This window comes from Eubacterium limosum (assembly GCF_000807675.2).
Taxonomy (GTDB): domain Bacteria; phylum Bacillota; class Clostridia; order Eubacteriales; family Eubacteriaceae; genus Eubacterium; species Eubacterium limosum.
This window is the reverse complement of sequence record NZ_CP019962.1, coordinates 394,862-419,758: the sequence shown is the minus strand read 5'-3', so window position 1 is coordinate 419,758 and position 24,897 is coordinate 394,862. Positions and strand designations below refer to the sequence as shown.

At 50.8% G+C, this 24,897-nt stretch carries 25 protein-coding genes; 18 read left to right on the top strand and 7 right to left on the bottom strand.

Going from position 1 to position 24,897, the window contains the following annotated elements:
• Positions 1 to 139 precede the first annotated feature (139 nt).
• Together B2M23_RS01950 and B2M23_RS01945 are read right to left on the bottom strand one after the other, a co-directional pair.
• Entirely contained in the window at positions 140 to 904 is a 765-nt protein-coding gene (locus B2M23_RS01950; protein ID WP_227208995.1) for a triose-phosphate isomerase, read from the bottom strand.
• 22 nt (positions 905 to 926) lie between these two features.
• Complete coding sequence (locus B2M23_RS01945; RefSeq protein ID WP_013382542.1) at positions 927 to 1,376, bottom strand: RpiB/LacA/LacB family sugar-phosphate isomerase; 450 nt, start codon at positions 1,374 to 1,376, stop codon at positions 927 to 929.
• A gap of 199 nt (positions 1,377 to 1,575) precedes the next feature.
• Between B2M23_RS01945 and B2M23_RS01940 the strand changes: the two genes are divergently transcribed.
• From B2M23_RS01940 to B2M23_RS01905, 8 genes are all read left to right on the top strand, one after another.
• On the top strand, positions 1,576 to 3,591 hold the full coding sequence (locus B2M23_RS01940; protein WP_038351074.1) for a sigma 54-interacting transcriptional regulator: 2,016 nt from the start codon (positions 1,576 to 1,578) through the stop codon (positions 3,589 to 3,591).
• A gap of 126 nt (positions 3,592 to 3,717) precedes the next feature.
• Complete coding sequence (gene dhaM / locus B2M23_RS01935) at positions 3,718 to 4,116, top strand: dihydroxyacetone kinase phosphoryl donor subunit DhaM (protein ID WP_013382540.1); 399 nt, start codon at positions 3,718 to 3,720, stop codon at positions 4,114 to 4,116.
• Positions 4,117 to 4,170: 54 nt separating this feature from the next.
• Positions 4,171 to 5,178 carry a dihydroxyacetone kinase subunit DhaK gene (locus B2M23_RS01930; protein ID WP_038351188.1) on the top strand — a complete coding sequence of 336 codons (1,008 nt, stop codon included), beginning with the start codon at positions 4,171 to 4,173 and terminating at the stop codon, positions 5,176 to 5,178.
• Positions 5,179 to 5,339: 161 nt separating this feature from the next.
• Positions 5,340 to 5,987 (top strand): dihydroxyacetone kinase subunit DhaL, encoded by a 648-nt coding sequence (gene dhaL, locus B2M23_RS01925; protein ID WP_038351073.1) that lies wholly within the window; start codon positions 5,340 to 5,342, stop codon positions 5,985 to 5,987.
• A gap of 150 nt (positions 5,988 to 6,137) precedes the next feature.
• Positions 6,138 to 6,575 (top strand): hypothetical protein, encoded by a 438-nt coding sequence (locus B2M23_RS01920; protein ID WP_038351072.1) that lies wholly within the window; start codon positions 6,138 to 6,140, stop codon positions 6,573 to 6,575.
• A 148-nt stretch (positions 6,576 to 6,723) separates the two neighbouring features.
• Positions 6,724 to 7,539, top strand: a complete 816-nt coding sequence (locus tag B2M23_RS01915; protein WP_038351071.1) for an amino acid ABC transporter substrate-binding protein — start codon at positions 6,724 to 6,726, stop codon at positions 7,537 to 7,539.
• Positions 7,540 to 7,597: 58 nt separating this feature from the next.
• Positions 7,598 to 8,254 (top strand): amino acid ABC transporter permease, encoded by a 657-nt coding sequence (locus B2M23_RS01910; RefSeq protein ID WP_038351070.1) that lies wholly within the window; start codon positions 7,598 to 7,600, stop codon positions 8,252 to 8,254.
• Positions 8,255 to 8,263: 9 nt separating this feature from the next.
• Positions 8,264 to 9,016: an amino acid ABC transporter ATP-binding protein gene (locus B2M23_RS01905; protein WP_038351069.1), complete on the top strand. Its 753-nt coding sequence runs from the start codon at positions 8,264 to 8,266 to the stop codon at positions 9,014 to 9,016.
• 83 nt (positions 9,017 to 9,099) lie between these two features.
• Here the strand turns inward: B2M23_RS01905 and B2M23_RS01900 are convergent, their stop codons facing one another.
• Together B2M23_RS01900 and B2M23_RS01895 are read right to left on the bottom strand one after the other, a co-directional pair.
• Positions 9,100 to 9,750: a TetR/AcrR family transcriptional regulator gene (locus tag B2M23_RS01900; protein WP_013382532.1), complete on the bottom strand. Its 651-nt coding sequence runs from the start codon at positions 9,748 to 9,750 to the stop codon at positions 9,100 to 9,102.
• A gap of 123 nt (positions 9,751 to 9,873) precedes the next feature.
• Positions 9,874 to 10,536: a TetR/AcrR family transcriptional regulator gene (locus B2M23_RS01895; RefSeq protein WP_052237085.1), complete on the bottom strand. Its 663-nt coding sequence runs from the start codon at positions 10,534 to 10,536 to the stop codon at positions 9,874 to 9,876.
• Between the two features lie 259 nt (positions 10,537 to 10,795).
• Between B2M23_RS01895 and B2M23_RS01890 the strand changes: the two genes are divergently transcribed.
• The 7 genes from B2M23_RS01890 to B2M23_RS01870 all read left to right on the top strand — a co-directional run bounded on the left by B2M23_RS01890 (position 10,796) and on the right by B2M23_RS01870 (position 18,163).
• The gene (locus tag B2M23_RS01890) at positions 10,796 to 11,935 is read left to right on the top strand and encodes a uroporphyrinogen decarboxylase family protein (protein WP_038351068.1); all 1,140 of its coding nucleotides are present in this window, start codon (positions 10,796 to 10,798) and stop codon (positions 11,933 to 11,935) included.
• A gap of 10 nt (positions 11,936 to 11,945) precedes the next feature.
• Positions 11,946 to 12,095: a hypothetical protein gene (locus tag B2M23_RS21060; RefSeq protein ID WP_167617727.1), complete on the top strand. Its 150-nt coding sequence runs from the start codon at positions 11,946 to 11,948 to the stop codon at positions 12,093 to 12,095.
• Between the two features lie 256 nt (positions 12,096 to 12,351).
• Positions 12,352 to 13,506 carry a uroporphyrinogen decarboxylase family protein gene (locus B2M23_RS01885; RefSeq protein ID WP_038351067.1) on the top strand — a complete coding sequence of 385 codons (1,155 nt, stop codon included), beginning with the start codon at positions 12,352 to 12,354 and terminating at the stop codon, positions 13,504 to 13,506.
• Between the two features lie 21 nt (positions 13,507 to 13,527).
• The gene (locus tag B2M23_RS21640; RefSeq protein ID WP_013382527.1) at positions 13,528 to 13,662 is read left to right on the top strand and encodes a hypothetical protein; all 135 of its coding nucleotides are present in this window, start codon (positions 13,528 to 13,530) and stop codon (positions 13,660 to 13,662) included.
• A 76-nt stretch (positions 13,663 to 13,738) separates the two neighbouring features.
• Positions 13,739 to 15,160, top strand: coding sequence for an MFS transporter (locus tag B2M23_RS01880; protein WP_038351066.1), 1,422 nt, complete (start codon positions 13,739 to 13,741; stop codon positions 15,158 to 15,160).
• 84 nt (positions 15,161 to 15,244) lie between these two features.
• Entirely contained in the window at positions 15,245 to 16,636 is a 1,392-nt protein-coding gene (locus tag B2M23_RS01875) for an SLC13 family permease (protein ID WP_038351065.1), read from the top strand.
• 324 nt (positions 16,637 to 16,960) lie between these two features.
• A complete protein-coding gene (locus tag B2M23_RS01870; protein ID WP_038351064.1) occupies positions 16,961 to 18,163 on the top strand; it encodes an MFS transporter in 1,203 nt (400 codons plus the stop codon).
• Between the two features lie 38 nt (positions 18,164 to 18,201).
• Here B2M23_RS01870 and B2M23_RS01865 read toward each other — a convergent pair whose 3' ends face one another.
• Complete coding sequence (locus B2M23_RS01865) at positions 18,202 to 18,849, bottom strand: TetR/AcrR family transcriptional regulator (protein ID WP_038351063.1); 648 nt, start codon at positions 18,847 to 18,849, stop codon at positions 18,202 to 18,204.
• Positions 18,850 to 18,990: 141 nt separating this feature from the next.
• Here B2M23_RS01865 and B2M23_RS01860 point away from each other — a divergent pair, with 141 nt between their 5' ends.
• Both B2M23_RS01860 and B2M23_RS21055 read left to right on the top strand, forming a co-directional pair.
• A complete protein-coding gene (locus tag B2M23_RS01860; RefSeq protein WP_038351062.1) occupies positions 18,991 to 20,136 on the top strand; it encodes a uroporphyrinogen decarboxylase family protein in 1,146 nt (381 codons plus the stop codon).
• 10 nt (positions 20,137 to 20,146) lie between these two features.
• The gene (locus B2M23_RS21055; RefSeq protein ID WP_013382520.1) at positions 20,147 to 20,293 is read left to right on the top strand and encodes a hypothetical protein; all 147 of its coding nucleotides are present in this window, start codon (positions 20,147 to 20,149) and stop codon (positions 20,291 to 20,293) included.
• Positions 20,294 to 20,374: 81 nt separating this feature from the next.
• Here the strand turns inward: B2M23_RS21055 and B2M23_RS01855 are convergent, their stop codons facing one another.
• Positions 20,375 to 21,844, bottom strand: a complete 1,470-nt coding sequence (locus B2M23_RS01855) for an NAD(P)/FAD-dependent oxidoreductase (RefSeq protein WP_038351061.1) — start codon at positions 21,842 to 21,844, stop codon at positions 20,375 to 20,377.
• Between the two features lie 103 nt (positions 21,845 to 21,947).
• The gene (locus tag B2M23_RS01850; protein WP_052237084.1) at positions 21,948 to 22,985 is read right to left on the bottom strand and encodes an asparaginase; all 1,038 of its coding nucleotides are present in this window, start codon (positions 22,983 to 22,985) and stop codon (positions 21,948 to 21,950) included.
• 178 nt (positions 22,986 to 23,163) lie between these two features.
• Here B2M23_RS01850 and B2M23_RS01845 point away from each other — a divergent pair, with 178 nt between their 5' ends.
• Positions 23,164 to 24,783, top strand: coding sequence for a hydantoinase/oxoprolinase family protein (locus tag B2M23_RS01845; protein WP_038351060.1), 1,620 nt, complete (start codon positions 23,164 to 23,166; stop codon positions 24,781 to 24,783).
• The last annotated feature ends 114 nt before the right edge of the window (positions 24,784 to 24,897 follow it).

The window sequence follows — 24,897 nt, the reverse complement described above, 5'->3', positions numbered from 1 at the left end:
AATACCCGATACACACAGGTACCCGGTAAATTACTGGAATCTTATCAGTTGGCGTTTCGGCTGTCAAGGCTGACGTATTTCTTTAAGGATAAAGACAGATAAGCTTTTGGGCCAATAAAAAAAGCCCCGAAGGGCTTTTTTATGCTAAGGTTTCGTGTAAAGATTTCATGATGTCCTCGAAGGAGTCCGGCTGCCATGCGCTTCTGCCGATGAACAGGCCGTTGACGTTTTCGAAGGGCGCATACTGCCTGGCGTTGTCAATGTTGACACTGCCACCGAACAGCAGCGGAATTTCGCGCCCGGCTTCGCCGTAAAGCTCAACCGTGACGTCCCGCAAATGGTTGTGGATGTCGTTCACCAGCGGTGCTTCTGCGGGAATTCCATTCACGCCGATGGCCCAGACGGGTTCATAGGCGACCCAGAATTTGCCGATGGCTTCTGCGGGCACATCGTGCAGGGCAATCTTCAGCTGACGGGCCAGCACTTCCTTAGATACACCGTATTTTTTGTCCTGCATGCTGTCGCCGATGCAGACGAGCGGCGTAAAGCCGTGCTTTAAGGCTGCAAGGGTTTTGAGATTGACGGTGTAGTCTGTTTCGTTAAAGTACTGGCGGCGTTCGCTATGGCCAATTTCCAGGATGTCCACGCCGATTTCCTTTAGCTGGGTTGGAGAAATTTCTCCGGTAAACTGTCCGGCGTCCTCATAATGTACGTTTTGGGCGCCCAGTTTTAATGCGGATTTTTTAGAGTCGATGAGCTCACGGATTTTCCAAAGCTGGACATAGGGCGGAATGATGAAAAATTCGAATTCCGGATACTTTGAAATAATGTCCGTCAGCGCGTCCGTATAAGACAGCCCCTCAGCGGTTGTCTTATTCATTTTCCAGTTTGTTCCTAAAAACATTTTTTTCATGTTGGAACCTGGATTATTTCATGTAAGTTTTTTCGAGCTCGCGCATGCGTTCTACTTTCTTGGTAGAACCGCCGCCGGCAAATTCACTCTTCATGTAAGCGTCAACGATCATTTTGCCGAGTTCAACACCGATGCAGCGCGCACCCATGGTGATAATATTGGCATCGTTGGATTTTGCCAGGCGTTCTGCGGCAAAGGTATCGTGGCAGGTGCCAGCGAAAGCGCCTGGTACCTTGTTTGCCATCATGGCAACGCCAAGGCCGGTACCACAGATGATGATTCCTCTGTCATAGGTTTTGTCTGCTACCTTTTCAGCCAGATTAAAAGCAATGTCCGGGTAATCGCAGTCATGGTCAGCAGAATATTTTAAGTCAGTAATGTCGTAACCTTCGCTTTTTAAATGTTCGTAGATCGCATCCTTGAAATCAAAAGCAGCATCATCACAATCAATTGCAATTCTCATTTGTAAATCCTCCTGGAATTTTATTAGTTTCTTTAAGTCTATTATGCCATATTTTTAATTATTTGCATAGCGGAAATTAATTTCAGAACTAAATGCAAAGTTTTATTAAGGTTACAGGAATACGACAAAATAAACACTGGAAAAAAGCATAAAAACAGGATAGAATGAATGCAATTGAAAAAAGAAGGAGGGACGCAGCTTGCGAACACAAAAAACAGTGACCATCGGCTACGAGAAGGGAATCCATACCCGGGTGGCCGCGATGGTGGTTCAGAAGACAACAGAGCTTGAGGAGCGTTTTGGATGCCGTCTGTACATCAAGCGGGTGGACCACGCTCTGATCGTCCCCTGCAATTCTGTACTGCCGCTGGTGGGGATGAAGCTGAAGAAGGGCGAGCAGATTGAGCTTTTCGGCGACGGCACGCGGAGCGAACAGGCCGTATCGTCGCTGGCCGAGTTCATGGACGGCGCCGGTGTGGTGGATCAGGATGAGGTTGACAACATTATCCAGAAAAATACCCTGACCAGCGAAAAGATTTTTGAGAGCATCCACAATGGCCTCATTGTCATGGACGGCGCGGGGCGCATCACCATTTTTAACGCCGCTGCTGAGGCCATGACCGGCATCGACGCTGAGCAGGCCATCGGCCGTCTGGTGGACGACCTGATCCCTGGCTTCGGCGCAGTGGAACTGATTGCAACCGGCAAGGAAAAGCTGGGCGTGAAGGAAACCATCAACGGCAACTGGGTCATCAGTGACAAGAGCCCGGTGGTGGTGGAAAACAGTAACGTGGGCGCTGTGGCTGTGCTGCAGGACATCACACAGATCGAAGCATTGTCCTGGGAGCTGAGCAGCGTAAAAGAGCTGGAGGGAAAGCTCATCAGCATTCTGGAGGCTGTGTACGATGGCATCTGTCTGGTGGACAAGGATCACAGGATCACCTATGCCAACGATGCTTTCACCGGTATTTTGAAAAAGAGGGTGTCCGAGCTTACCGAACAGAGTATCGGTATTTTGTTTCCTGGGGAAAAAATCCCCAATGGTTTTTTTAACGGACAGAGCGGTACTGTCATCACCAATGCCGATGGACGGGAATTCATGCTGGATGTCCGCCCGATCGCGGTTGACGGTGCGGTGAGCGGCAACGCCATCGTGGCGCGCGAACTGACTGAGATCACCAAGCTGGCGGCCAAGGTGGAGGAGCTTTCTGCTAAAACGGTCATGCTCGAAAAGGAACTGGAAAAGCGGGAGGATATTGGCACCTCCTTTGAAAAGATCATTGGCAAGAGCGGTGTGCTTTTAGAAGCCCTGTCTCTGGCCTCCAAGGCGTCGAAAACCGACGCGACAGTGCTCATCCGGGGCGAGAGCGGTACCGGCAAGGAGCTGGTAGCCAAGGCCATTCACAATGCCAGCACCCGGAAGGATGGGGCCTTTGTGAGCATGAACTGCGCGGCTATCCCGGCCGACCTTCTGGAGGCCGAGCTTTTTGGCTATGAGAAGGGTGCCTTTACGGGAGCGGTGCGCATGAAACCGGGTAAATTTGAGCTGGCTGACGGCGGCACCATTTTCCTGGATGAGATTGGGGATATGGACCGCGCCATGCAGGCCAAGCTGCTGCGGGTGCTCCAGGAGCAGGAGGTTGAGCGGGTCGGTGGACTTGCGCCTGTCAAGATCAATGTGCGGGTCATCGCAGCCACCAACGCGCCCCTTGAGAAATTAATGGAAAATAACAGCTTCCGCAAAGATTTATATTACCGTTTGAACGTTATTTCGGTCATTTTACCGCCTTTGCGGCAAAGAAAAGGCGATATTCCCTTGCTTGTGGAAGCATTTATTGATAAAATATGTATGCGATACCAATTACCGCAAAAGCGCATAACAAAGCCCGCGCTTCAGTGCCTGGAGGACTATGTCTTTCCTGGAAATGTCCGTGAGCTGGAGAACATTATCGAGCGCGGGGTTACCCTGAGCGGCGGCGAGTGGATCGGCGTGGACGATCTGCCGTCCTACGTCCGAGCGATTGGGGAAAATATCCCCGGGTTTTCAGGCGTTTCGGACGAAAGTGGGGAAAAATTACCCACCTTTGCGGAAATGGAGCGGGATCTTATCGCTTCAGCCCTGTCTAAATATAAAAGTTTCAGAAAAGCCGGAGAGGCCCTTGGCCTTGACCACAAGACGGTTTCAGCCAAAGCTAAGAAATATGGGTTAACATAAAAACAAGCGCCGGTTTAAGTTTTGGCACGCATCTTGCGTTATATAATCAGCGTGCCCCTTTGGCAGCGTCCAGCGGGCACGAAAGAAGCTTCACGGCTAAGTGAATCAAATTTTAGGAGGATATTTATGGCAGGTACAGGTGTTGTAATCGTTTCTCACAGCGCAAAGCTGGCAGAAGGTTTGGCAGAAATTGTCGAAGAAATGAATGATGGTAGTGTAAAGGTAATCGCGGCAGGCGGTGCTGATGGCGGAAGAATCGGAACCAGCGCGATTAAGATTCAGGATGCCATCGAGTCCCTGGAGGACTGCAAGAACATTTTGATTTACGCCGATATGGGCAGCTCGATCATCAGTGCGGAAACCGCCATCGATATGCTCGATGATGACCTGCAGGAAAGAGTTCATATGGTGGACTGCCCCATCGTGGAGGGTGCTTTCGCCGGTGTGGTACAGGCGACCATCACCGACGACCCGGAAGAAATCATGAATGTGTCCAAATCAGCCAAAGAGCTGTGTAAATGTTAATAACGGGAGTCACCCGTTAAAATAAAGAATTTCAGGAGGAAATTTATCATGACAATGAAACGTTTGATCAACGATCCCTACGACGTAGTGGAAGAAATGGTGGAAGGATATGTCAAAGCGCATGACCGCTATGTAAAAATGTGTGACCTTGAAGAAGCACAGGGCCGTGTCGTTGTGACAAAAGATGCTGGAACAAAAGACAAAGTTGGTGTTGTTATTGGTGGTGGCTCCGGTCATGAACCGCTGTTCATCGGCTATGTCGGTGAAAACTTTGCAGATGGCGTTGTAATTGGTAATATCAATACTTCTCCTTCTCCGGACCCATGCTATGCGGCCGCTAAAGCAGTTGACAATGGCAAGGGCGTTATCTACTTATATGGTAACTACGCAGGCGACGTTATGAACTTTGACATGGGCGCAGAAAAAGCCGATGAAGAAGATGATATCCGTGTTGAAACCGTTCTGGTAACAGACGATGTTGTTTCCTCAGAAAATATCCCTGACCGTCGTGGTATTGCAGGTGACTTCTTCGTATTCAAGGCTGCCGGCGCAAAAGCTGCTATGGGCGCAGACCTGGATGCTGTTGTTGCTGCTGCTTCAAAATGTAATGATAACACCCGCAGCATGGGCGTTGCAATGTCTTCCGCTACCTTACCGTCTAAGGGCGGCCCAATCTTTGACATGGAAGACGGCGACATGGAAATCGGTATGGGTATCCACGGCGAACCTGGTGTCAGAAGAGGCAAGATCGAACCGGCTGACGCAGTTATCGACGAAATCATGGACCCAATCCTGAAAGACCTGCCATACGAAGCTGGCGATGAAGTTTATGTACTGGTTAACAGCTTAGGCGCAACTCCAGTTCTTGACTTACATATCTGCTACAGACGCGTTGCCCAGATCCTGGAAGAAAAAGGCATCAAGGTTCACAGAGCTTTAGTTGGTCCTTTCGCATGCTCCATGGATATGGCTGGTATGTCCGTTACTTTATGTAAACTGGATGACGAACTGAAAGAATTATTAGACTACCCATGTGACACACCTTACTTCACACAGGTATAAGCATCCGGCGTTAACGAATTAAGAGAGAATAAATTTTAACCGTGTCTCGGGCCCTTTGCAGGGTCCGGGATTCTTTACTTCACAAAGTACGTCCTGTCCTATGTCCCTATCGATAGGACAGGGCGCATTTGGTGAAATAAGAACAAAAAGGAGACCATAAAATGAGCGAATATGTTTTAGATAAACAGTATTTTGTAGATGTCGTAAAAGATCTGATCAAGCTGGCGGAGGACCGCAAGGAATACTTTACCGAGCTGGACTCTGCCATCGGCGACGGCGACCACGGTATGAACCTGTCCATTGGCTTCAGAGAAGTTGATAAAAACCTGGACGAATGGCAGAAGGAAAGCGTAAACGGCTTTTACAAAAAAGTCGGCACCGCACTGCTCGACAAGGTTGGCGGCTCCTCCGGACCGTTATACGGCAGCTTTTTCATGAAATTTGGCCTGCCGGTCAAGACAAAGGGTCCGGACGACGGTGTAACCTTTGACGAATTTATCGAAATGATGGAAACCGGCGTCAACATCATTAAAAAACGTGGTAAATCCACCACCGGTGAAAAAACAATGCTGGATACCTTAGTGCCAGCCGTTGAAACCTTAAAATCCGCCTATGAAGGCGGCGCAGCTCCGAAGGAAGCCATGGCGAAAGCAGTAGAAGCCGGCAAGGACGGCCTGGAATCTACCCGCAACATCGTTGCGACCAAAGGTAGAGCCATGCGTCTCGGCGAACGTGCCATCGGCCATCTGGACCCGGGTGCTGCATCCTCCGCAGAAATTCTGGAAGTATTCTACAACCACATGCCGTAAGAGAACGAAAAAGCAGACAGGTGCGCCGTGATACAGGCGCACCTGTTTTTTTATAACACTTTGAGGTGCAAGCAATGCCGATAAGCGGCCCAGACCGCCCTGCCCGCATTGTTTGCATCTTTAAAGATAAAAACACGGGAGGAACATTATATGAAAAATACGCTGGCAATCAGCTGCCGGAAATGCAGCTATGAAAAAGACTTTTATCTGGGGGTCGGGCTGCTCCATTCCGGGGCGCCGGATTTTGATTCGGAGTACGCTGTGCTGCCGAGGCTGCTCCGGGACCCGGAGGCGCTGGCCCGGATAAAACGTATGGTGACCGAGGAGGGCGGCACCCTCGTCACCGATTACCGCTATGGCGTTTACCATTGCCCGGCCTGCGGCGCTTTTCACAAGCGTTTTGCCTATGCGGTGGAAAAAGCCGATGGACAGAAAACCATGCCAGAATATATTTGTGAATGCGGTGAAACGCTTGATGCGGTTGATCCTGACACCATTGACCTGACGGCGTGTGTCTGCCCGGAGTGTGGGGAAAAACAGCTTTACGAGGCGGTTTCGGCCTTTTCGCCCCTGGACGGCGAGGATTGATTATGAGGAAAAGGCACTCTGAGGCTAATGGCCAATCAATAAGCGCAACAAATAAATAACAAAAAAATATGCATTTTGTAGTAGCATTTTACTGTAATGAAGTGTATAATACAGGTATATGAATACTGTCATTTTAAAGGAGAGAGAAATGAAAAAGAAAAGTATGATGACTTTACTGTTCGTTGCACTTCTGGCCCTGACGATGCTGTCAGGCTGCAGCAGCAGCGGCGGAAACGACAACCAGGCAGCAGGAAACAGTGCGAATGACGATGCGACCTTTGTGGTTGGTCTGGACGATTCCTTCCCGCCTATGGGCTTCCGTGATGACCAGAACAACATTGTCGGTTTTGATGTGGACTTAGCCACCGAAGCCGCCAAACGTATGGGCATGGAACCGAAAATGCAGGTAGTCAACTGGGATACCAAAGAGCTTGAGCTGGACAGCGGCAATATCGACGCCATCTGGAACGGCCTGTCCGTTACACCGGAGCGCGAGGAAGCCATGCTGATGACCAAGCCGTACCTGAAAAACGACCAGGTCATCGTGGTTAAAAAAGACTCCGGCATCGCTAAAAAGGCAGACCTTGAAGGCAAGAACGTCGGCCTCCAGAAGGGCTCCTCTGCCTATGACGCCTTTGAAGCGGACGACATCCACACCAAGGTTGCAGGCATGAACGAATACCCTGAAAATGTATCGGCCCTCCAGGATCTGGGCATTGGCCGTATCGACGCAGTCATTGTGGATTCTGTGGTCGCGCGCTACTACATCTCAAGTGAAAAAGCCGATTATGTCATCCTTGACGAAAGCCTGTCACCGGAAACCTACGCGGTTGCCGTCAAGAAAGGCAACACCGAATTACAGGGAAAAATTCAGAAAGCCATCGACGACATGGTCGCTGACGGCACTGCCGCTGAGATTTCCAAGAAATGGTTCGGCGAAGACATTTTCTATACAGGAAACTAAATAGTAATGGAGAATGGAAGTGCTTTCCATTCTCCATTTGATAATTACGGGAGATATTATGGATTCAACCTATTTTATGAATGTGCTTACGCCAATGCTCCAGGGGTGTCTGGTGACATTGGCTGTTTTTGCGGTAACGATCATTTCGTCCTTGCCGCTGGGATTTTTGTTTACCCTGATGTCCAGAAGCAGGATTATGGTGCTGCGGGGCTTTGCAGAAGTCTATATTTATATCCTCAGAGGGACGCCGCTGCTCTTGCAGCTGATGTTTGTCTATTTTGGCCTGCCGCTTTTGCCAGGCGTTGGCAAATTTCTGGTGTTTGACCGCTTTGCGGCCGCCTGTATCGCCTTTGGGCTCAACTACGCCGCCTATTTTGCCGAGATTTTCAGAGGCGGGCTCCTGGCCATCGACAAGGGTCAGTATGAGGCGTCTAAGGTGCTGGGGCTGACCAAGTTTGAGACCATGATCCGCGTGGTGATTCCGCAGATGATCAGGGTCTGCCTGCCCTCCATCAGCAATGAGACCATCACGCTGCTCAAGGATACAGCGCTGGTCACTACCATCGGTGTGGCGGAAATCATTCACTATGCCAAAACAGCGGTGAACCGGGACGCCAACCCCTTTGCCTTTGTGGTGGCAGCAGCGATTTATCTGGTCATCAATTTTGTGCTCACCTTTATCTTTAAAAAGCTGGAAAAGAAATATGAATTTTAGGAGACTGTCATGGAAGAAATCATCAATGTATCCAATTTGAACAAGAGCTTTGACATCAATCATGTGCTGAAGGGCATCTCCTTTCAGGTGAACCGGGGCGACGTTGTGGCTGTGATCGGCTCCTCTGGTTCTGGAAAATCGACACTTTTACGCTGCTTGATCGACCTTGAAAAGGCCGATAGCGGTACCATCACCATGGAGGGCAAAGACCTGATGAAGGATGGCGTCTACGCCTCACAGAACGAGATCCGGGCAATTATCATGAAAATGGGGATGGTGTTCCAGCATTTTAATCTCTTTCCGCACCTCACTGTCCGCCAGAATCTCGAGCTTGCCCCCAAGGTTGTCAAAAAGGAAAAGGGCGAGGCAATGGATGAGCGCTGTGAGAAGCACCTGGCCCAGGTCGGCCTGCTGGAAAAGATCGACGCCATGCCGTCCACCCTTTCCGGTGGTGAAAAACAGCGTGTGGCCATTGCTCGGGCGCTTATGATGAACCCGGATATTCTGCTCTTTGACGAGCCCACTTCTGCTCTGGACCCAGAGCTGACCGGTGAGGTTCTGAACGTTATGCAGCAGCTGGCCGAGGCACACATGACCATGATTGTCGTAACCCATGAAATGAGCTTTGCCAGAGAGGTTGCCAACAAGATTCTCTTTATGAACGATGGGATCATTTTGGAGGAGGGCGCGCCAGAGGACATCTTCGAGCACCCGAAAAATGACCGGACAAAGGAATTTTTAAGCAGTATCACACGCAAATAAGCCATAAAAAATACAGAAAAGTCCAAAACCACAATGCGTTTTGGACTTTTCTGTATTTTTTGGCCCCCGTTCAGGAAAGGCTGTTATTTTAAAAGCTGAACGTCTGAGAAATCATGACTTCTGTAAAAAACCAGAGACTGATAGCTGGTTTTATAGATGGCAGCCTCGGGAATGCCGATGCAGCGGGCGGTATTGGTCAGGAGAAAAATACCGAAATCCTCGATGGGCATTTTCAGGCGCTCCTCACAATAAGACAGCAGGCACTCACGGCGGGCACCGAAGTCGGCGGTCACAATAGCGTCAAACTCGATAGGGCGGATGCGCAGGCTGTAGTCTCTTATAAAATCATGGTAGATCTGGCTGATGTTTCCGTGGAGAGAGCTGAAAAGCGTATCGTTCTTAAAAACCTCATAGTAAAAATTCCGCGTGTGCGGGTCTGATAAAAGGTTGTGATAATAGATCATGGTCAGCCGGAAGTGGCTCTCAAAGGAATTCCACGGTTCATATTGTTTTTGGCGAATGGCTGCGTCAAGATTCGTAAAGTAGTCGTCAAACAGACGGCTCACAAAGGTGGCTTTGGTCGCAAAATGGTAGGTCATAGAGCCAAGCGTTGTACCGGAACGGTCCGCGATTTGTTGGATGGTGGTTGCGTCATAGCCCTGTTCGTAGAACAGCTCCTTGGCGCTTGCGAGAATACGCTCCTTCGTCATTTCGCCTTTTGTCATTTTTCGCATAAGTGGGCTCCTTTTAAAAAAGTTCTAACCCAAATTTTAACATGGATTTTAGGGGAGAACAAGGTATAAACCTGTTGAACCGGGCAGAATTTTGATGTGTCAATGTAAATATTAGCGCCGGCATCAGACCAGGAGTTTTATTTTTGAATGATCGTATTTTTGTTCAAATTTTTCGCCTCTTAAAAGGTAGGTCTGCATCTGGTCCTCGTCAATTTTAAAAAGCCGGCTCCGATAAAGGTAAAGGTGGGTGATGAGCCCCCAGACGGTGTGCCCGGGCTTGGGGTTTTCAATGAAATCCAGGACGATCTCGCGCCGCATGCCGAGGTCGGCCAGACTGAGGGTGTAGAGCTCAGCGTCGCTCAGGGTGTAGCCGCAGTCGTTGATGAACTGACGGTAGACATGACGGAAATTCTGGCCCAGAAAGGTCTGGATGGACTCCCGGCGGAGAGTATCGGCGTGGAAGCGCACGGTAGGCTCATCCTTGAAGACTGCGCCGTAGTACAGAAACGCGGTGTAGGCGTTCTTCTCAATGCTGTTGACGCCCTGGGACTGGGTATGGTTTTCCACAAAGGCGTAGGTCTGGAGGTGGAGCTCTGAGTAGACAGCCTTGATCAGATCTTCCTTTGTCTTAAAATAATAGGCAAAGGTGCCGGTACGGATTCCGGCCTGGGCACAGATGTCCTTGACCGACGCTTTCGCAAAGCCCTTGCTGTGAAAATCGGACCGTGCAATCTCAAGAATCCTGTTTTTAGTTTTTAACCCCTTGTCGGATACTGCTTTTGCCATGGGTCTCTCCTTGCTGCTGTTTTTAACAGTATAGCATAACTTTGTTCAGAAAAAAATTAAAAAACCCCAAAGACGTGATTTTAGCAGGGTTTTTGATGAAAAAATAACAGTAAAAATAAAAGGTTTTAATAAAAATGTTTGACAAACCTCGGAATAGGCTCTATAATGCAAATTATAAATCGGCTATTTTTAAAAAAGCCGAAAATGTTAAAGAGATTCTACGGTTATAAAATTTTTGTATTGGGAAAGGGGTAATCAAATGAATCAAAAACAGGAGCGGATTGAGAATATCCGTAAGGTTGTGGCGCTGGAAGCACCAGACTATGTGCCGATCGAGCATGTGGTCACGCCGGAGCTGGCCATCGAGTACGCAGGGTATTCCATGTTTGAGGGGCTTTGGGATACCAGCCTCATCATCGACGCTATGGGCAGAGCCATTCCGGCTTATGACGGTGACTTTATCCGCAGCACTTTTTACCGTTCACCGCGGTATTACAGCGCTCTGGAAGCCAAGTCCTTTGTGCAGAGCAAGGATGGCTATGTCCAGCACCCTGAGGTGCACGCCATGGAGGACACGGAATACGCAGCGCTGATCGCGAACCCGGCCGCTTTTCTGGCGGGCACATGCCTGCCGCGGCTCTATCAGGTCTTTGACAAGCCTGAGCCTTACCGCGGGATGGCACTGGCCAGAGGCATGATGACCTTTAACCGGACCTTCGGGCCGTTTAACGCAGCGGTGGGACAGATACTTGCAGATAACGGGCTGCCGCTCATCACTTCCGCATCGGCGGAGGCGCCCTTTGATTTCCTGGCCGATCTGCTCAGGAGCTTTACGGGCATTTCGAAGGATATCCGCCGCCATAAGAGCGAGGTAAAGGAAGCCTGCGAAGCCCTGCTGCCGCTGATGATTCAGAAGGCCTGTGTCGCGCCCCCCGCAGTGGACCAGATGGTCTTTATGCCGCTGCACATGCCGCCTTACCTCAGTGAAAAGGTCTTTAGCGAGCTGTGGTGGCCGACCTTTAAGAAAATGGTTGAAGCGCTGGTGGAAAGGGGCCATTATCTCTATATTTTCTTTGAGGGCGACTGGACCCGCTACTACGATTATCTGGAAGAGCTGCCTGCCGGGCGGATTCTGGGGCGTTTTGAGTACGCGGACCCCAGGATCATCAAGGAGCGCCTTGGTAAGATCATGAGCGTTACGGGCTTTTTCCCTGTGACGACCATTGCCCAGGGGACAAAAGAGGCCTGTATCGATAAGACCAAGGAGCTGATGGATATTCTGGCGCCGGGCGGCGGCTATGCCTTCGGCTTTGACAAGATCACCACATCGGTGCGGGATATTAACATGGAAAACATTACCGCGGTCAACGCTTATGTCCGTGAGCATGGAAAATACTAGGAGGTGCAGAATGGATACCAATGTAAAAACAGGGCTGTTCCCCTTTGAGGACGTAAAGGAAACCATGTCCCTTGACCCGGAAAGAGAAGCGCTGGTGCGCGAAATCTGGGAGGGTGATGAAGCGGCGTTCATGAATTTTGTCATCGGGCTGCTGCAATAGCTTAAGAAAAGAGAAAAGGCACTTTTTCTGAAAAGGGCTTTACTTAGCCTTTTTTTTCAGGAAAAGTGTTATTTTTTACTGTTAAAACAGTAAAAAATAAAATATTTAATAAAAAAATCCTTGACAAAAAATCTGAAAAGGTTTATCATTTCAGTAAACAAAAAGAAATTTACTGAAAAAACAGTAAGCAAAAAAGATTATACTAAAAAGTGCATTGATCCGGAGCGATGTACTGGTTTTAAGAGAGGGAATTAAAATGAGTGATGTAAAACAACTGCAAGAGGAAAGAACCCAGCTATTCAAAGATGTTTATGATGGCAAGCAGCCAAAGCGTGTGCCCATCGAATTGTCCATCACATGGGATGCGGCCATTCCGTATGCGGGCATGGATATGAAAACAGCCCAGTGGAATCCTGAAACCTTTGAGACTTTTTTCGACAAGGTCTGCGCGGAGTTCCCAACGGATAAAGCGCCCATTGCTCCCACGCTGCGCCCACCGGGATTTTACGAAATCTTAGGCGCGAAGGGCATTATCATGAGCAATACCGGCACCATGCAGCACCCTGAGGTCCACTGCCTGGAAGTAGAGGAATATGACGAATTCATCGCCGATCCTTACAAATGTATGGTTGAAAAGCTGATGCCGCGTCTGTTCGCAGCGCTGGACACAGAACCCATGCGCGCGTCGCTCAACTTTGCTAAGGGCTATAAGGCAAAATGCGACATCGATGCAGCCATGGGCGGCGTCGCGGTGGAAATGACCAACAAGTACGGGTTTGCCGCACTGCCGAAGGGCGGTATGACAGAAGCGCCGCTGGACTTCATGGCAGACTTTATCCGCTCCTTCACAGGGATCATCAAGGATATGCGAAGGAACAAGGAACAGGTTGTGGCAGCGGTTGAGGCCATTTTGCCGCACATGGAAAAAATCGGGATTGTGCCAGCCTCCTCACGCTACGCGAGAACCTTTATTCCGCTGCACATGGCACCGTTCATGAAGGAAAAGGACTTTGCCAAATTCTGGTGGCCGACCTTTGAGGCGCTGATGCAGTACCTGTCCGACCACGGCGCAGGCGTCAAGCTGTTTGTTGAGCAGGACTGGATGAAGAAGATTGATTATCTGGCTTCCCTCAAGGACCGCGTCGAAATGCAGTTTGAGTTCGGCGATCCAAAGCTTGCCAAGGAAAAGGTGGGCAAAGACCATATTATTTCTGGTTTCTTCCCGATTACCATGCTCCAGACCGCAACCGAAAAAGAATGTGTGGACAAGGCCAAAGAGCTCATCGACATTCTGGCGCCGGGCGGCGGCTTCATCTTCAACACAGACAAGAGCCTGTACTCACTGGCAGGGCCAATTGCCGACAACCTGAAAGCCGTAATCGAAACCGTCAGAACCTATGGGGTTTACTAAGAATTTAAAGGAGAGAAAATCATGAACAGCGAATACTACACAACCTGGGAAGAATATGTCAAGGAACGCCCTCAATTAGAGGAGATTGCGGAGGCTGAGGTCGTACAGTCCTACGAGGAAGCCATCTACCGCTTTGTGTTCCAGTTGTTTTTATAAAGTTCACTCACGGAAATGTTACGGAGCCGGATAAGGCCGGCTCCAGCTTCAAAACAGGGGAAAGAGGAGTAAAATTATGAAGCGTATTAACAGTAAGATTAAGAATTTCTTCGGCCTGGGGGACGCCGGATTTTCATTCATGACCACGGTCGAAACGTCATTCTTCCTCATTTTTTTAACAGACGTCGCGAACCTGCCATTGGCCTGGGCGGCCATTATTTCAACCTTGACCGGTGTCTGCGACACGGTTTCCGCCATTGTTGCCGGAGCCATCGTTGATAAATGCAACCTGAAGCACGGTAAATACCGTTCCTGGCTGCTCTACGGACCACCTTTTGTCATTGTCTTTTTCGCACTCCAGTTTACCAAGGTCGGGACGGATCTCACCGCCGCGATTGTCATTTGTTTAGGATTCATCATCAGTCATTTTATCTGGAATATCGCCTGGACCGCTAACCGTTCACTGGTTGGCGCCCTGACCGACGAACCGACCGAGCGCGCCCACTTATCTGGCCGTATATCAGCAGGCTCCAGTATTGGTAAACTGTTCGCATCGAAACTTGTTCCGCTCATGGCGGTTGCCTTCGCCGGTCTGTTTGGCGGCGGCGGCGCTGTCTGGGGTTATACCTGTACAGCCCTTGTTGGTGCGGCGCTGATGCTTGTTGGCTATTATGTGCACTATTTTATTACAAACGGCTACGACCTGCCAGAGCCAAAGGCAGAAAAGGGAACAGAGCTGGCAACAGTGGAAAAGGTATCGGTGCTGGATATGCTCAAGGGCGTGTTCGCTAACCCGCCTCTGGTAGCCACAGTGTTCTGTGACTTTATCCGTCTCATCGGCTACTATGCGCTCATGGCCTTTGTAGCTTACTATTCAAAAGTTATGTTCCCGGAAAGCTCAGCAGCTGTAACGGGTAATGTTCTGCTGGCCTTTAACCTCGGTACACTGGTCGGCTCCCTGCTCTCCAAGCACGCGGTCGCCAAATTCGGAACAAAGATGTCAACCATCATCGGTATGGCAGGCTGTGTTGTCTTTACGGCCATTGCCTACTTCTTCGCAGGCAGCCAGATTGCTGTGATTGTGCTGATCTTTGTGAGCCAGGTATTCTTTGGCGTGGCTTACGGACTCACCACCAGCCTTTACACCAACTGTGCCACTTACAGCGAGTACAAGACAGGTAAAAACACCAAAGGTTTTATCATGGGTCTGTGCTCATTCTCCATCAAGATGTCCATCGTGCTCAGAGGCCTGGTTATCACGACTGGTCTTGGCATTATCGGTTATTCTGCCGAAGCGGCCATTACGGACAGCCTGGTAGGCGGCGCGACCATCATGTGCTTTATCGTTCCAGCCATCTTTATCGCGGTTGCCATCATCCCGCTGCTGTTCTATAAGCTAGACGACAAGGAAGTCATGGAAATGGACGGCGAAATTGCCCTCCGCAAAAAAGCCGCCATTGAAAAGGCAGAATCAGACGACCAGGCAGCAGCAGAATAAGCCTTCATAGAAAAGTACATAGGAGCTCTCTTTTTTCGGGAGCTCTTTTTTTATACCATCAATAAAATAAGAATGAGGAATAAGATGAAAAAAAGACAGCTTTTGGGCTTGATAGTGAGTATTGCTCTTTTAGTGGCCGTTTTCGTTTTAAAGACGCCCCAGGGCCTGACGGATGAAGGCTTTACCACCATTGGTATCCTGCTGGCGTTCCTGATGCTTCTGGTGACAGAAGCCCTTCCCATTGGCGTTATCTGTATTCTCTGCCTTGCGCTGCTGCCCGCACTGGGTGCGGCAGACAGCCTGAAGACCGCGCTCAGCGGCTACACTACGCCGATTCTGTACTTTGTGCTGGTATCCTTTGGCATCTCGGAGGCGGTAGCCAAGGTACCGCTGTCCCGCCGCATACTCATCGGGCTCATGCGGATCTTTGGCAAAAACGTCAAGACGATCCTGCTCGCCATTATGATCTGCGCAGCGGCCATCTCCTCGCTGGTTTCCAATGTGCCTACCACCGCCATTTTCATGGGGATTGGGCTGGGCTTCCTGGAAATCTTTGAGTCGGAAGCAGACCGGAAGCGCACCGGAAAGGCCATCATGATCGCCATTCCAGTGTCCAGCATGATCGGCGGCATCATGACGCCTGCGGGCACCTCGCTGAATCTGCTGACCATGGATCTGTTAGACCAGCTGGCAGGCATGAACATTACCTTTGTGCAGTGGATGTTCGTAGGAATTCCCATTGCCGTTGTCCTCCTGCCCATCGCGTGGTTTGCTATCGTCAAGGCTTACAAGCCCGCAGAGGTCGGGCAGGAGAAAATACAGGCATACCTGGAGACCATCGCAGTGCCGGACAGGATCGAGAAAAAGGAAGCGCTGGTCATTATCATTACGCTGGGGATGCTGGTTTTCTGGATTGCGAGCTCCTGGCTCCCGTTTCTGGATGTGACCATCATCGCCCTGTTTGGCTTTGTCTGCTACTTTCTGCCAGGCGTTGAGGTGCTGACCTGGAAAGAATTTGTGAAGAGTGTGAGCTGGGAGGCTTTTTTCCTGGTGGGGACAGTGCTCTGCATTGCCAACTGCATTGTGGCCAACGGCGTGAGCGCCTGGTTTATCGACACCGTGCTGCCCGCCACCCTTAGCCTGCCGACCATAGGCGTGGTGTTTACAGTGAGCATCATTGTATTTCTGATGCTGCTGGTCATACCGGTGGCGCCGGCGCTCATTGCGGTCCTGGCGCCGGCGATGGTCAGCTTTGCGGGCACCACAGGCGTGAGCGCCATTATCCTGCTGGTGGCTATGGGGATCTGCGCGAGCAACTGCTACCTGTTCCCCCTGGATACGGTGCCGCTCATCACCTATTCCACCAAATACTACACCATGATGGACATGCCGAAATCCACAGCCTTTATCCAGCTGGCGCTGGCGGCGCTGGTGGCAATATGGGTGCCGCTGGCCGGCGGGCTCATGGGCTGGTAGCGCTGCTTCTGTCATTTTTAGAAGCCGAAATCCTTTGATTTCGGCTTCTTTTTGTTTTTTGAATTGAAAAAATAATATTATAAAAATAGAATGAATTATAAAATCTATAAAAATCAATAATGACCATTCTGCCATAAAAGAACTTAAAAATCCTTTGAAATAGCTAAAAAATGAAAAAAGATATGAAAATTTCAAAGATAAAAATTATAAAAGTTTTAAAAAATACAAAATTATGGTTGACAAATTAGTTGATAGCGAATACAATAATATTGTAAATTTCATGAGGTTTATAAAATTCGATTGTGAGAAAATTTGGAGGGGAAAATGGAAAAAGCAGCAAAAGAAAGCTCTGGTTTCCGTTGGTTTATGTTATTTATTTTGTTGGCCAGTTTTACCGTCACCTTTATGACACGGTTTATCTGGTCGCCGCTCATTCCTACCATGAGTAAGGAATTTGGTCTGTCGGCCACCGAGGCAGGGGCTTATATGTCGGCCTTTTACACCGGCTACCTGATCACACAGATTCCGGGCGGCATGCTGGCAGACCGCTTTGGCGTCAAGTTTGTCATGTCCATCTCGCTTTTGATCGGCGGCGTGGCCACCTTCTTCTTGTCTATGATGACAACCTATGAGATGGGCTTTGCCCTGAGGGTGGCGACCGGTCTTGGCGCGGGCTGTATCATGGCCTGCTGCGGAAAGATGATCAGTAAATATTTCAAACCAAACGAGAGAAGTATGGCTTTTGGTATTTTACTTGTCGGCCCCACAGCCGGATTACTCTTAAGCAATTATCTTGGACCAGTTCTGCTGAGCAGCATGGGCTGGCAGGGCGCTTTCAGAGTGATCGGCATTATCGCCATGATTATTGCCGTTTTAGTTTTTGTTCTGGTTAAAAGCGAAAAGGTGGATAAAAGCCAGATCGCAAAGGTCGGTTTTTTCTCGAGCCTGGGCGATGTTCTGAAAAATAAGGGCGTTGTGCTTGTGGGTCTGGCAGGTTTTGGCCTGATGTGGGTTTCTCTTGGCACCGCGACCTGGGCAAACGCCTATATGGGCTCTCTCGGGATCGAAAGCTCTGTGGCCGGGCAGGTCATGATGCTCTACAGCGCGGGCGGTATTATCGCTTCTGTGGTATCCGGCCTGATCGTTGACAAGTTCCATCTGGACCGCCGTAAATTTATCATGGGCTGCTACCTGGTGCTGATCGTGATGACCATTGTCTTTGGGCTGCAGACCAGCGTGGGCGCTCTGATGCTGACCGGCTTTTTGTTTGGCTTTTTCTCTTACACAGCCAACCCGCATCTCAACGCCATTGTCATTGACTATTCCGGCGCAGCCTTTTCGGCCACGGCCACAGGCTTTACCAATGTCATGTTCCAGCTGGCGTCTCTTATCGGGCCGCTGGTATTCGGCTTCATGTCGGACAGCACTGGCAGCTTCGCGTCAGTCTGGATCGCCATGGCGGCAGGCCCGCTTCTGGGGATTCTGGTTCTGCTGGCAGCCAAGAACGCCAGGAAGGCCGAGGAATAAAAAACAGCCCGGCTCCTGGGAGCGGGCTGTACCCTCCTTTATACAAGGAAGGGGATATCGTGATGACGGATGGTTTTAGCGGTGCTGATGCCCTTGTATAGGGTAGTGGTGACACTGTTCTGGTCGATGCCGAGCAGTCTGGGAAAAATACCATTAAGTAGAAAGACAACATCGTCCACGCTGTCGGGCTCAGGCTGTTCAAAGTAATTTAAGAAATACTCCCGGCGGGCGCCAAAATCAAGATAAACAAGGTTATCAAAGTCGTGATCTGAGATGATAATGTTAAAATCTTCAACAAAACGCCTGAAAATCTGCGAGGCAGTTTTATCAAGAATCCGGAAGTTTGAGGTTTTCTTGAGGTTTTCATAGTAAAACCGGCGGTTGTTTTCATTGTTTAGGATAATATCATAATACAGCCAGGCGTGAATGGCATGGCGCAGGATGGAATTGTCCAGACCGCTTTTCAGCTCTTCGGTGATGCGGAGACTGATCTGAGCAAAAAACTCAGAATAAATGTACTGAACAATCTTATCCTTGGTTTTGAAATAATAGGTAAAAAGACCGATGGGGACCTCGGCCGTGTCGGCAATCTCCTTGATCTTGGTCTTTTCATAGCCTTTATCATAAAATAACTGCTTGGCAGTTTGATAGATCATGTTACGGGTCTGAACCCCTTTTTCGTACATAAAGCGGCTCCTTTTCATAAGATTTTAATCAGAATATCACATTTTCCGGAAAAGGACAAGCTTTATGCCTGTGAATTAATTTAAATAAGATTACAATTTTGGAAAAAATTTATAATAATTTTAAACATTACGAGGTGTAAAATGAGTAAATATCAGGAAAGTTTGGAAAGATGCCAGAAGGCAGTCAATCTTGAACAACCAGACCGCATTCCGGTCATCTGTAAGGTCGATCCGACCTTTGCCATTGAGTACGCGGGCTTTGACATGAAAGAAGCCCTCTGGAATGTGGACCGCATCGCGGAGGCATATTCAAAGGTTTATGAGGACTTTTATTTTGACGGCGGCGGATACATGGGCCGTTTCCCGCTGTTCTACAAGGTTATGCAGTCTAAATCCTTTGTACCCAACGACAGCAACGGCTACGTGCAGCATCCAGAGGTATCCGGTCTCGAGGCAGAGGAATATGACGAGTACATCGCAGATCCCTATAAAACCATTGTCAACAAGGTTGTGCCGAGACTGTACCCGGCGCTGGCGGCAGAAGGCATGGAGGGCGGCCTGAACTGGGCGAGAGCCATCAACGCCAATAACCGTATCATGGGCAAAATTGTGGCAGGCAATAACCTGGTGGCTGAAAAATACGGGGTTCCAAACCTGCGGCGCGGTATCACCGAAGCGCCCTTTGACTTTGTGGCAGACCAGCTGCGCGGCTTCAGCGGCGCGTCCATGGATATCCGCCGGCATTCCGAGCAGATCCGCCAGGCGGCTGAGGTTTCAACACCGCTCATGGCTAAGCTTGCCCGTCTGAGCAACCCGACACCGGGCGGCAGCGCTTCCATTTTTATGCCGCTGCACATGCCTTCTTACATGCGCACAAAAGACTTTGAGAAGCTCTACTGGCCAAGCTTTAAAGCACTGATCGACGAGCTGGTGGGCGAAGGCTACACCATTCAGGTATTCTTTGAAAAGAACTGGACCCGCTATTACGAATTCCTTCAGGATCTGCCAAAGGGCGTTATCGGCTATTTTGAAGAGGATGACCTGGGCGTGGTCAAAGAAAAACTGGGCAAGAAAATGTGTATCATGGGCAATATGCCGCTCAGCATCCTGAGAACCGGTACTGTACAGCAGTGTGTCGATACCGCCAAGGAAATCATTGACAAGGCAGCGCCGAACGGCGGCTACCTCTTTACCACGGATAAATCCCTGCTCACCGTCAAGGACGTTAAGGCAGAAAACTTCCGCGCGGTCAACGAGTTTGTGCACGAATACGGCATTTACAAATAGGAGGAAAATCATGGAAATTAAATCAGAAGCAATTAAATCCTGGGAAGGCCAGGTGGAAAAGGGCATTGAAAAAGAAGAAAACACAGAGATCATGCAATCCTTCTGGGATGAAAATGAGGATTCTGTTTTTCAGTTTGTCATGAGTCTGATGGTTTAAGGGGTTATCAGCAAAAAACGGTACGGTCCAAAAGACCGTACCGTTTTTTGACTTATGATATCAGCTGCGCTTTACGCAGGTTTATTCGTCGTTCATGTGCGCTTCGATGTAAGCGACAATTTCGTTTTTACCGATGCGGTTGACGCCACTGTGCTCAATGTCAAAGCCCGGGTCGATTTCGTAGCCCAGCTCTTTTGACATGACCTCAGCGACACGCGGGCGGCAGAAGGTACCCTGGCACCAGCCCATACCTGCGCGGGTACGGCGTTTGATGCCATCAATGGTGGTGACAGGAATACCGCGGTGCATGGCGTCCAGAATGGTCGCCTCGGTGACCTGTTCGCAGCGGCAGACCATGCGCTCAGGATCGCCCAGCGGCAGATCTAAAAGCGGCAGGATTTCCTTCATCGGCGCCAGTTCCTTCTTGGTGATGATGGGATCGCGGTGCGGGTTGAAGCCGGGGTCTTCCTTTAGCGCAAGGCCAGCGTCCCTCAGAATCCCGGCAACCATCTGAGCGATGGCCGGTGAGGAGGTGATCCCCGGCGACTGGATGCCTGCAACGTTGATGAAATGCGGCACACGGCTTTCCTCGACGATAAAGTCATCGGTGGTGCTGACTGCCCGTACACCTGTGAAGCTGCGGATAAACTGCTTGATGTTCAGCTTGTCCGTGGTCAGCGTTGCTTCCTTGAAAATCTTCAGGAGGCGTTCGGCGTGAGTATCGCGGTCAACGCTCTCCTCATTGACCGCGTCCGGCCCGATGAGCAGGTTGCCGTGGTAGGTCGGAGTGACGAGAATGCCCTTGCCCATCTTGGTCGGCATCTGGAACAGCACCTGGTTGATGGCAGAGCCGGAGCCGCGCACCATGAGCAGATACTCGCCGGAGCGCGGGAGAATCTGGAAGTCGTTCAGGCCTACCATAGCGGCGATTTTGTCCGAGTACAGCCCGGCAGCGTTGACCACGTAGCGGGTGTCAAAAACCTGGTCGTCGCCGGCGATAACATCAAAGCCGGTTTTGGTCGGTTCGATGGCTTTTACCGGGGTTTCAAGGTAGAGCTCCACACCGTTGGCCACTGCGTTTTCGGCCAGAGCGATGGCCATTTCGTAGGGTGAGCAGACGCCAGCGCCCTTACAGTACAGCGCGTACTTAACCTCAGGGTTGACATTCGGTTCAATTTCCATAATGGCGTCGTGGTCCAGAATTTCGAGATCTGGAAGGCCGTTGAGACGTCCGTTTTCAAGCAGATCCTCCAAGCCCTTTTTCTGTTCCTCCTCAAAGGCAAGCACCAGCGAGCCGATGGGCGCAAAGCCAAAATTCAGCTCCTCATTCAGTTTTTCAAACTGCTTGCGGCCCTGGTAGCACACACGGCCCTTGAGCTTGGCGTGGGCTTCGGCGTAGCCGCCGTGGACAATGGCAGAGTTTGCCTTGGTGGAGCCCATAGACACATCGTTTTCCTTTTCAAGCAGGGCGATTTTGAGATCATAGCGGGAGAGCTCACGGGCAATGCTCGTTCCGATGATTCCAGCGCCGATTATTACAACATCGTACATTTATATTACCTCCTAGATTCGTTACCTTAATATATATCCTTATTTTATAACGAAAAACAGAAAAGATAAATGCAAATTTTTGCTAAATACGAATTATTTTAATTTACACAAACTCAAAGAACCGTTCAGTGCGTATATAGGCCACTGGATCGGTTTCTTTCTGGTTATAGGCAAAATAAAGCTTGGTGACCGCAGCCTCAAAGGAAATGTTTTCCAGCGGAATGCCGCCCTGCCCGATCAGGTCGTGGCCGGTGGCGTAGAGGTCGCCCTGGGCGTTTTTAAAAGAGATCAGGTAGTGGTCGACCGACGGATGGCTGGCGATGAAATCCGCCAGAGAAGCGCCGTCAGTGCCCTCAGCATTGCCAGTGGCTGAGTGGTAGAGGGCGTGGAGAACCGCAGCCGGCGGCGTGGTGCCCAGATCGATATAGCGGTAGTCCATACCCGGGTAAGCGCGCAGGGCCAGCACCTTCTCGGTGAACACGGGCGTGGCTGCCCAGCTGGTGTGGTGCGCGCGGTCCTTTAAGGCGTCGATGGATGGGCTAAGACGCGCGTTTCCGTGAGACAGACAGTGACGGTCATTGACAGCAAAGGGGCATCCGCCAAAGCTTAGAAAATTGTCGTTGATCCAGTCCGCCTCCAGAAGCCGCGTCCCCAGATGGATCTGCGTTTTGCCGTCTTTGTTCTCATAGACGGTAAAAATGCCCGGCAGGGCGGTGTTCAGGATAAAATCCACCGCGCCGCTGAAATTGGGCAGCGCGTTGCTCTCAGGATGGCCCAGGGGATGGTTTGAGCAGACCAGCACAATGGGAATGGGTGTGGTGCTAAAAAAGTAGCTTAAAGCCGCCGCCGTGTAGGGCAGGGTATCGGAGCCGTGTGTTACGATAATGCCTTTGTACCGGTCAAAATCGACGGTTTTCAGGGCGTCGATGATCTGGGACCAGTGGGCCGGCACCAGGTTTTCGCTCAGAATGGTAAATGGGCGGCTGACCTCGAAATCGACCAGCCGGGACGCACTTTTCAGGTAAGTCTGGATCAGGGCGTCGCCCTTTTCAGGGTCTACGTCAATGCAGCCGTCATGAATGGCGCTGCCGATGGTGCCGCCGGTTTGCAGCAGAAAAATATTTTGGATGGTGGGATACATAGGCACTCCTTGCTTTTCGTTTTGTTTTAGATCATTTTAACACAGAAAAGGACCAGAGGCCACTGGTAAAAGCAGACCCGGCTGCGTGGAAAGAACGCAAAACAGGAGAGACTTCCAGGCGAATATTTGTTATAATGGGTTCATCACAGACAGGTTTTAAGACAGGAAGGAAATTTCGATGCAGACAGTATTAGGAATTGATACCGGCGGAACATATACCGACGCCGTTTTACTGGAACAAAAAACAAAGAAAGTGCTGAAAAAAGCAAAATCACCGACCACCAGAGACAATCTGGCCGTTGGTATCGGTAAGAGTATCCGCGGCCTTGGCCTTAACCCGGCGGATACCATCGAAAAGGTAGTGCTGTCCACTACGCTGGCAACCAACGCCATCGTCGAGGGCGAAGGGCGCCCCACAGGCCTGATCATCATCGGCGAGCTGCCAAAGGGTGAGCTGCCCGACGCGCACAGGGCCCAGGTCCAGGGGAAGGTCAATATCAAGGGGAAAGAAGTCATTCCGCTGGATACAGCGCAGGTCATCGAAGCCTGCGCAGCCATCGCGCCCCAGGTGCAGGCCTTTGCCGTGTCCGGCATGATGAGCGTGCGCAACGCGAGCCAGGAGCTGGCAGTCAAGAATATCATCAAAAAGCAGTGCGCCCTGCCAGTGGTCTGCGGCCACGAGCTCAGCAGCCAGCTGGGCTTCCATGACCGGACAGTCACCACCGTCCTCAACGCCAGCCTGATCCCCATCCTCGAGGATTTTATCCGCGCGGTGGAGGTGACGCTGGCCGATCAGAGCATTGACGCGCCCGTGTATATGGTGAAAGGCGACGGCAATCTGGCCAGCCTTTCCTTTATACGGGAAAAGCCCATCGAGTCCATTCTGTCCGGCCCTGCAGCCAGCATTATCGGCGCGCTGAGCCTGGCAGGCTGCGGCGATGGCGTGGTTGTCGATATGGGCGGCACCACGACCGACAGCGGCATTGTTTTAGACAATACCCTGACCCTTGCGCCCATCGGCGCCCGTGTCGGCGACTGGCAGACACAGATCGACTCCGCCCAGATCAATACCTGCGGCCTGGGCGGCGATACGCAGATCATCGCAGTGGACGGGCACCCGGCCCTGACAGGACGGCGCGTCCTGCCAGCCAGCCGCGGCGGAAGCAATGGGCTGACCCCCACCGACCTGCTGCACTACACCGGAGATTTTGAGGGCTGGGACCGTGAGCTGGTCGTCGGCGCCGTAAACGCCCAGACCGATAAAGACCCCGACGCCTATGTTGACGAGGCCGCAGCGCAGATCCTGGAGACCATCAGGGCAGAGGTGCTGAGCCTGTACGAGGCGCATCCGGTCCCCATCATCGCCATCGGCGCGCCGGCCAAAACCTGGTATGAGAAAATTCAGGCAGAAACCGGGTATGTGGTCATTGTACCAGAGCATTATGAGGTCGCCAACGCTGTTGGCGCAGCCATGGCCGCTGTCGAGGAGCGCGTGACCGCGCTGGTGCGCCCCGACGAGGAGAACGACGGCTATGTGGCCCATGTGGCGGGCCAGTGCCGGAGCTTTCAGGATAAAGCCGAAGCCGTAGACTTTGTGAAGCAGGAGACCGAAGCCCGGGCCGCCGCCGCCGCAAAGGCACAGGGCGCCCCAGACATCAGCGTCCAGGTATTCTGTGATGACATCGTGGAAAAAATCGGCTGGCGTGAGCGCTATATCGAGACCCGCGTAAAGGCCGTCGCCAAGGCCACCACCCTCAAGCTGAAAATGCAGGAGGAAAAGGACGAAAGACGTCCGTAAGGATTTTAGCGGCAAAATACGCGCTGCTTGAAATTTTTTAAAACTTTTTTCAAAAAAGACTTGCAATCTTTTGGAAAGCTGTTATAATATGAAAGGTAAGCACGACAGGTGCTC

What these genes read in the sequence shown, in the direction of transcription:
- B2M23_RS21060 (WP_167617727.1), top strand. Translation starts at nt 11,946, where the DNA reads ATGGATACCAATGTAAAAACAGGGCTGTTCCCCTTTGAGGACGTAAAG.
- B2M23_RS21640 (WP_013382527.1), top strand. Translation starts at nt 13,528, where the DNA reads ATGAACAGCGAATACTACACAACCTGGGAAGAATATGTCAAGGAACGC.
- B2M23_RS01920 (WP_038351072.1), top strand. Translation starts at nt 6,138, where the DNA reads ATGAAAAATACGCTGGCAATCAGCTGCCGGAAATGCAGCTATGAAAAA.
- B2M23_RS21055 (WP_013382520.1), top strand. Translation starts at nt 20,147, where the DNA reads ATGGAAATTAAATCAGAAGCAATTAAATCCTGGGAAGGCCAGGTGGAA.
- B2M23_RS01945 (WP_013382542.1), bottom strand. Translation starts at nt 1,376, where the DNA reads ATGAGAATTGCAATTGATTGTGATGATGCTGCTTTTGATTTCAAGGAT.
- B2M23_RS01895 (WP_052237085.1), bottom strand. Translation starts at nt 10,536, where the DNA reads ATGGCAAAAGCAGTATCCGACAAGGGGTTAAAAACTAAAAACAGGATT.
- B2M23_RS01865 (WP_038351063.1), bottom strand. Translation starts at nt 18,849, where the DNA reads ATGTACGAAAAAGGGGTTCAGACCCGTAACATGATCTATCAAACTGCC.
- B2M23_RS01930 (WP_038351188.1), top strand. Translation starts at nt 4,171, where the DNA reads ATGAAACGTTTGATCAACGATCCCTACGACGTAGTGGAAGAAATGGTG.
- B2M23_RS01870 (WP_038351064.1), top strand. Translation starts at nt 16,961, where the DNA reads ATGGAAAAAGCAGCAAAAGAAAGCTCTGGTTTCCGTTGGTTTATGTTA.
- B2M23_RS01845 (WP_038351060.1), top strand. Translation starts at nt 23,164, where the DNA reads ATGCAGACAGTATTAGGAATTGATACCGGCGGAACATATACCGACGCC.
- B2M23_RS01855 (WP_038351061.1), bottom strand. Translation starts at nt 21,844, where the DNA reads ATGTACGATGTTGTAATAATCGGCGCTGGAATCATCGGAACGAGCATT.
- B2M23_RS01890 (WP_038351068.1), top strand. Translation starts at nt 10,796, where the DNA reads ATGAATCAAAAACAGGAGCGGATTGAGAATATCCGTAAGGTTGTGGCG.
- B2M23_RS01905 (WP_038351069.1), top strand. Translation starts at nt 8,264, where the DNA reads ATGGAAGAAATCATCAATGTATCCAATTTGAACAAGAGCTTTGACATC.
- B2M23_RS01900 (WP_013382532.1), bottom strand. Translation starts at nt 9,750, where the DNA reads ATGCGAAAAATGACAAAAGGCGAAATGACGAAGGAGCGTATTCTCGCA.
- B2M23_RS01860 (WP_038351062.1), top strand. Translation starts at nt 18,991, where the DNA reads ATGAGTAAATATCAGGAAAGTTTGGAAAGATGCCAGAAGGCAGTCAAT.
- B2M23_RS01910 (WP_038351070.1), top strand. Translation starts at nt 7,598, where the DNA reads ATGGATTCAACCTATTTTATGAATGTGCTTACGCCAATGCTCCAGGGG.
- B2M23_RS01915 (WP_038351071.1), top strand. Translation starts at nt 6,724, where the DNA reads ATGAAAAAGAAAAGTATGATGACTTTACTGTTCGTTGCACTTCTGGCC.
- dhaL (WP_038351073.1), top strand. Translation starts at nt 5,340, where the DNA reads ATGAGCGAATATGTTTTAGATAAACAGTATTTTGTAGATGTCGTAAAA.
- dhaM (WP_013382540.1), top strand. Translation starts at nt 3,718, where the DNA reads ATGGCAGGTACAGGTGTTGTAATCGTTTCTCACAGCGCAAAGCTGGCA.
- B2M23_RS01875 (WP_038351065.1), top strand. Translation starts at nt 15,245, where the DNA reads ATGAAAAAAAGACAGCTTTTGGGCTTGATAGTGAGTATTGCTCTTTTA.
- B2M23_RS01850 (WP_052237084.1), bottom strand. Translation starts at nt 22,985, where the DNA reads ATGTATCCCACCATCCAAAATATTTTTCTGCTGCAAACCGGCGGCACC.
- B2M23_RS01885 (WP_038351067.1), top strand. Translation starts at nt 12,352, where the DNA reads ATGAGTGATGTAAAACAACTGCAAGAGGAAAGAACCCAGCTATTCAAA.
- B2M23_RS01950 (WP_227208995.1), bottom strand. Translation starts at nt 904, where the DNA reads ATGTTTTTAGGAACAAACTGGAAAATGAATAAGACAACCGCTGAGGGG.
- B2M23_RS01880 (WP_038351066.1), top strand. Translation starts at nt 13,739, where the DNA reads ATGAAGCGTATTAACAGTAAGATTAAGAATTTCTTCGGCCTGGGGGAC.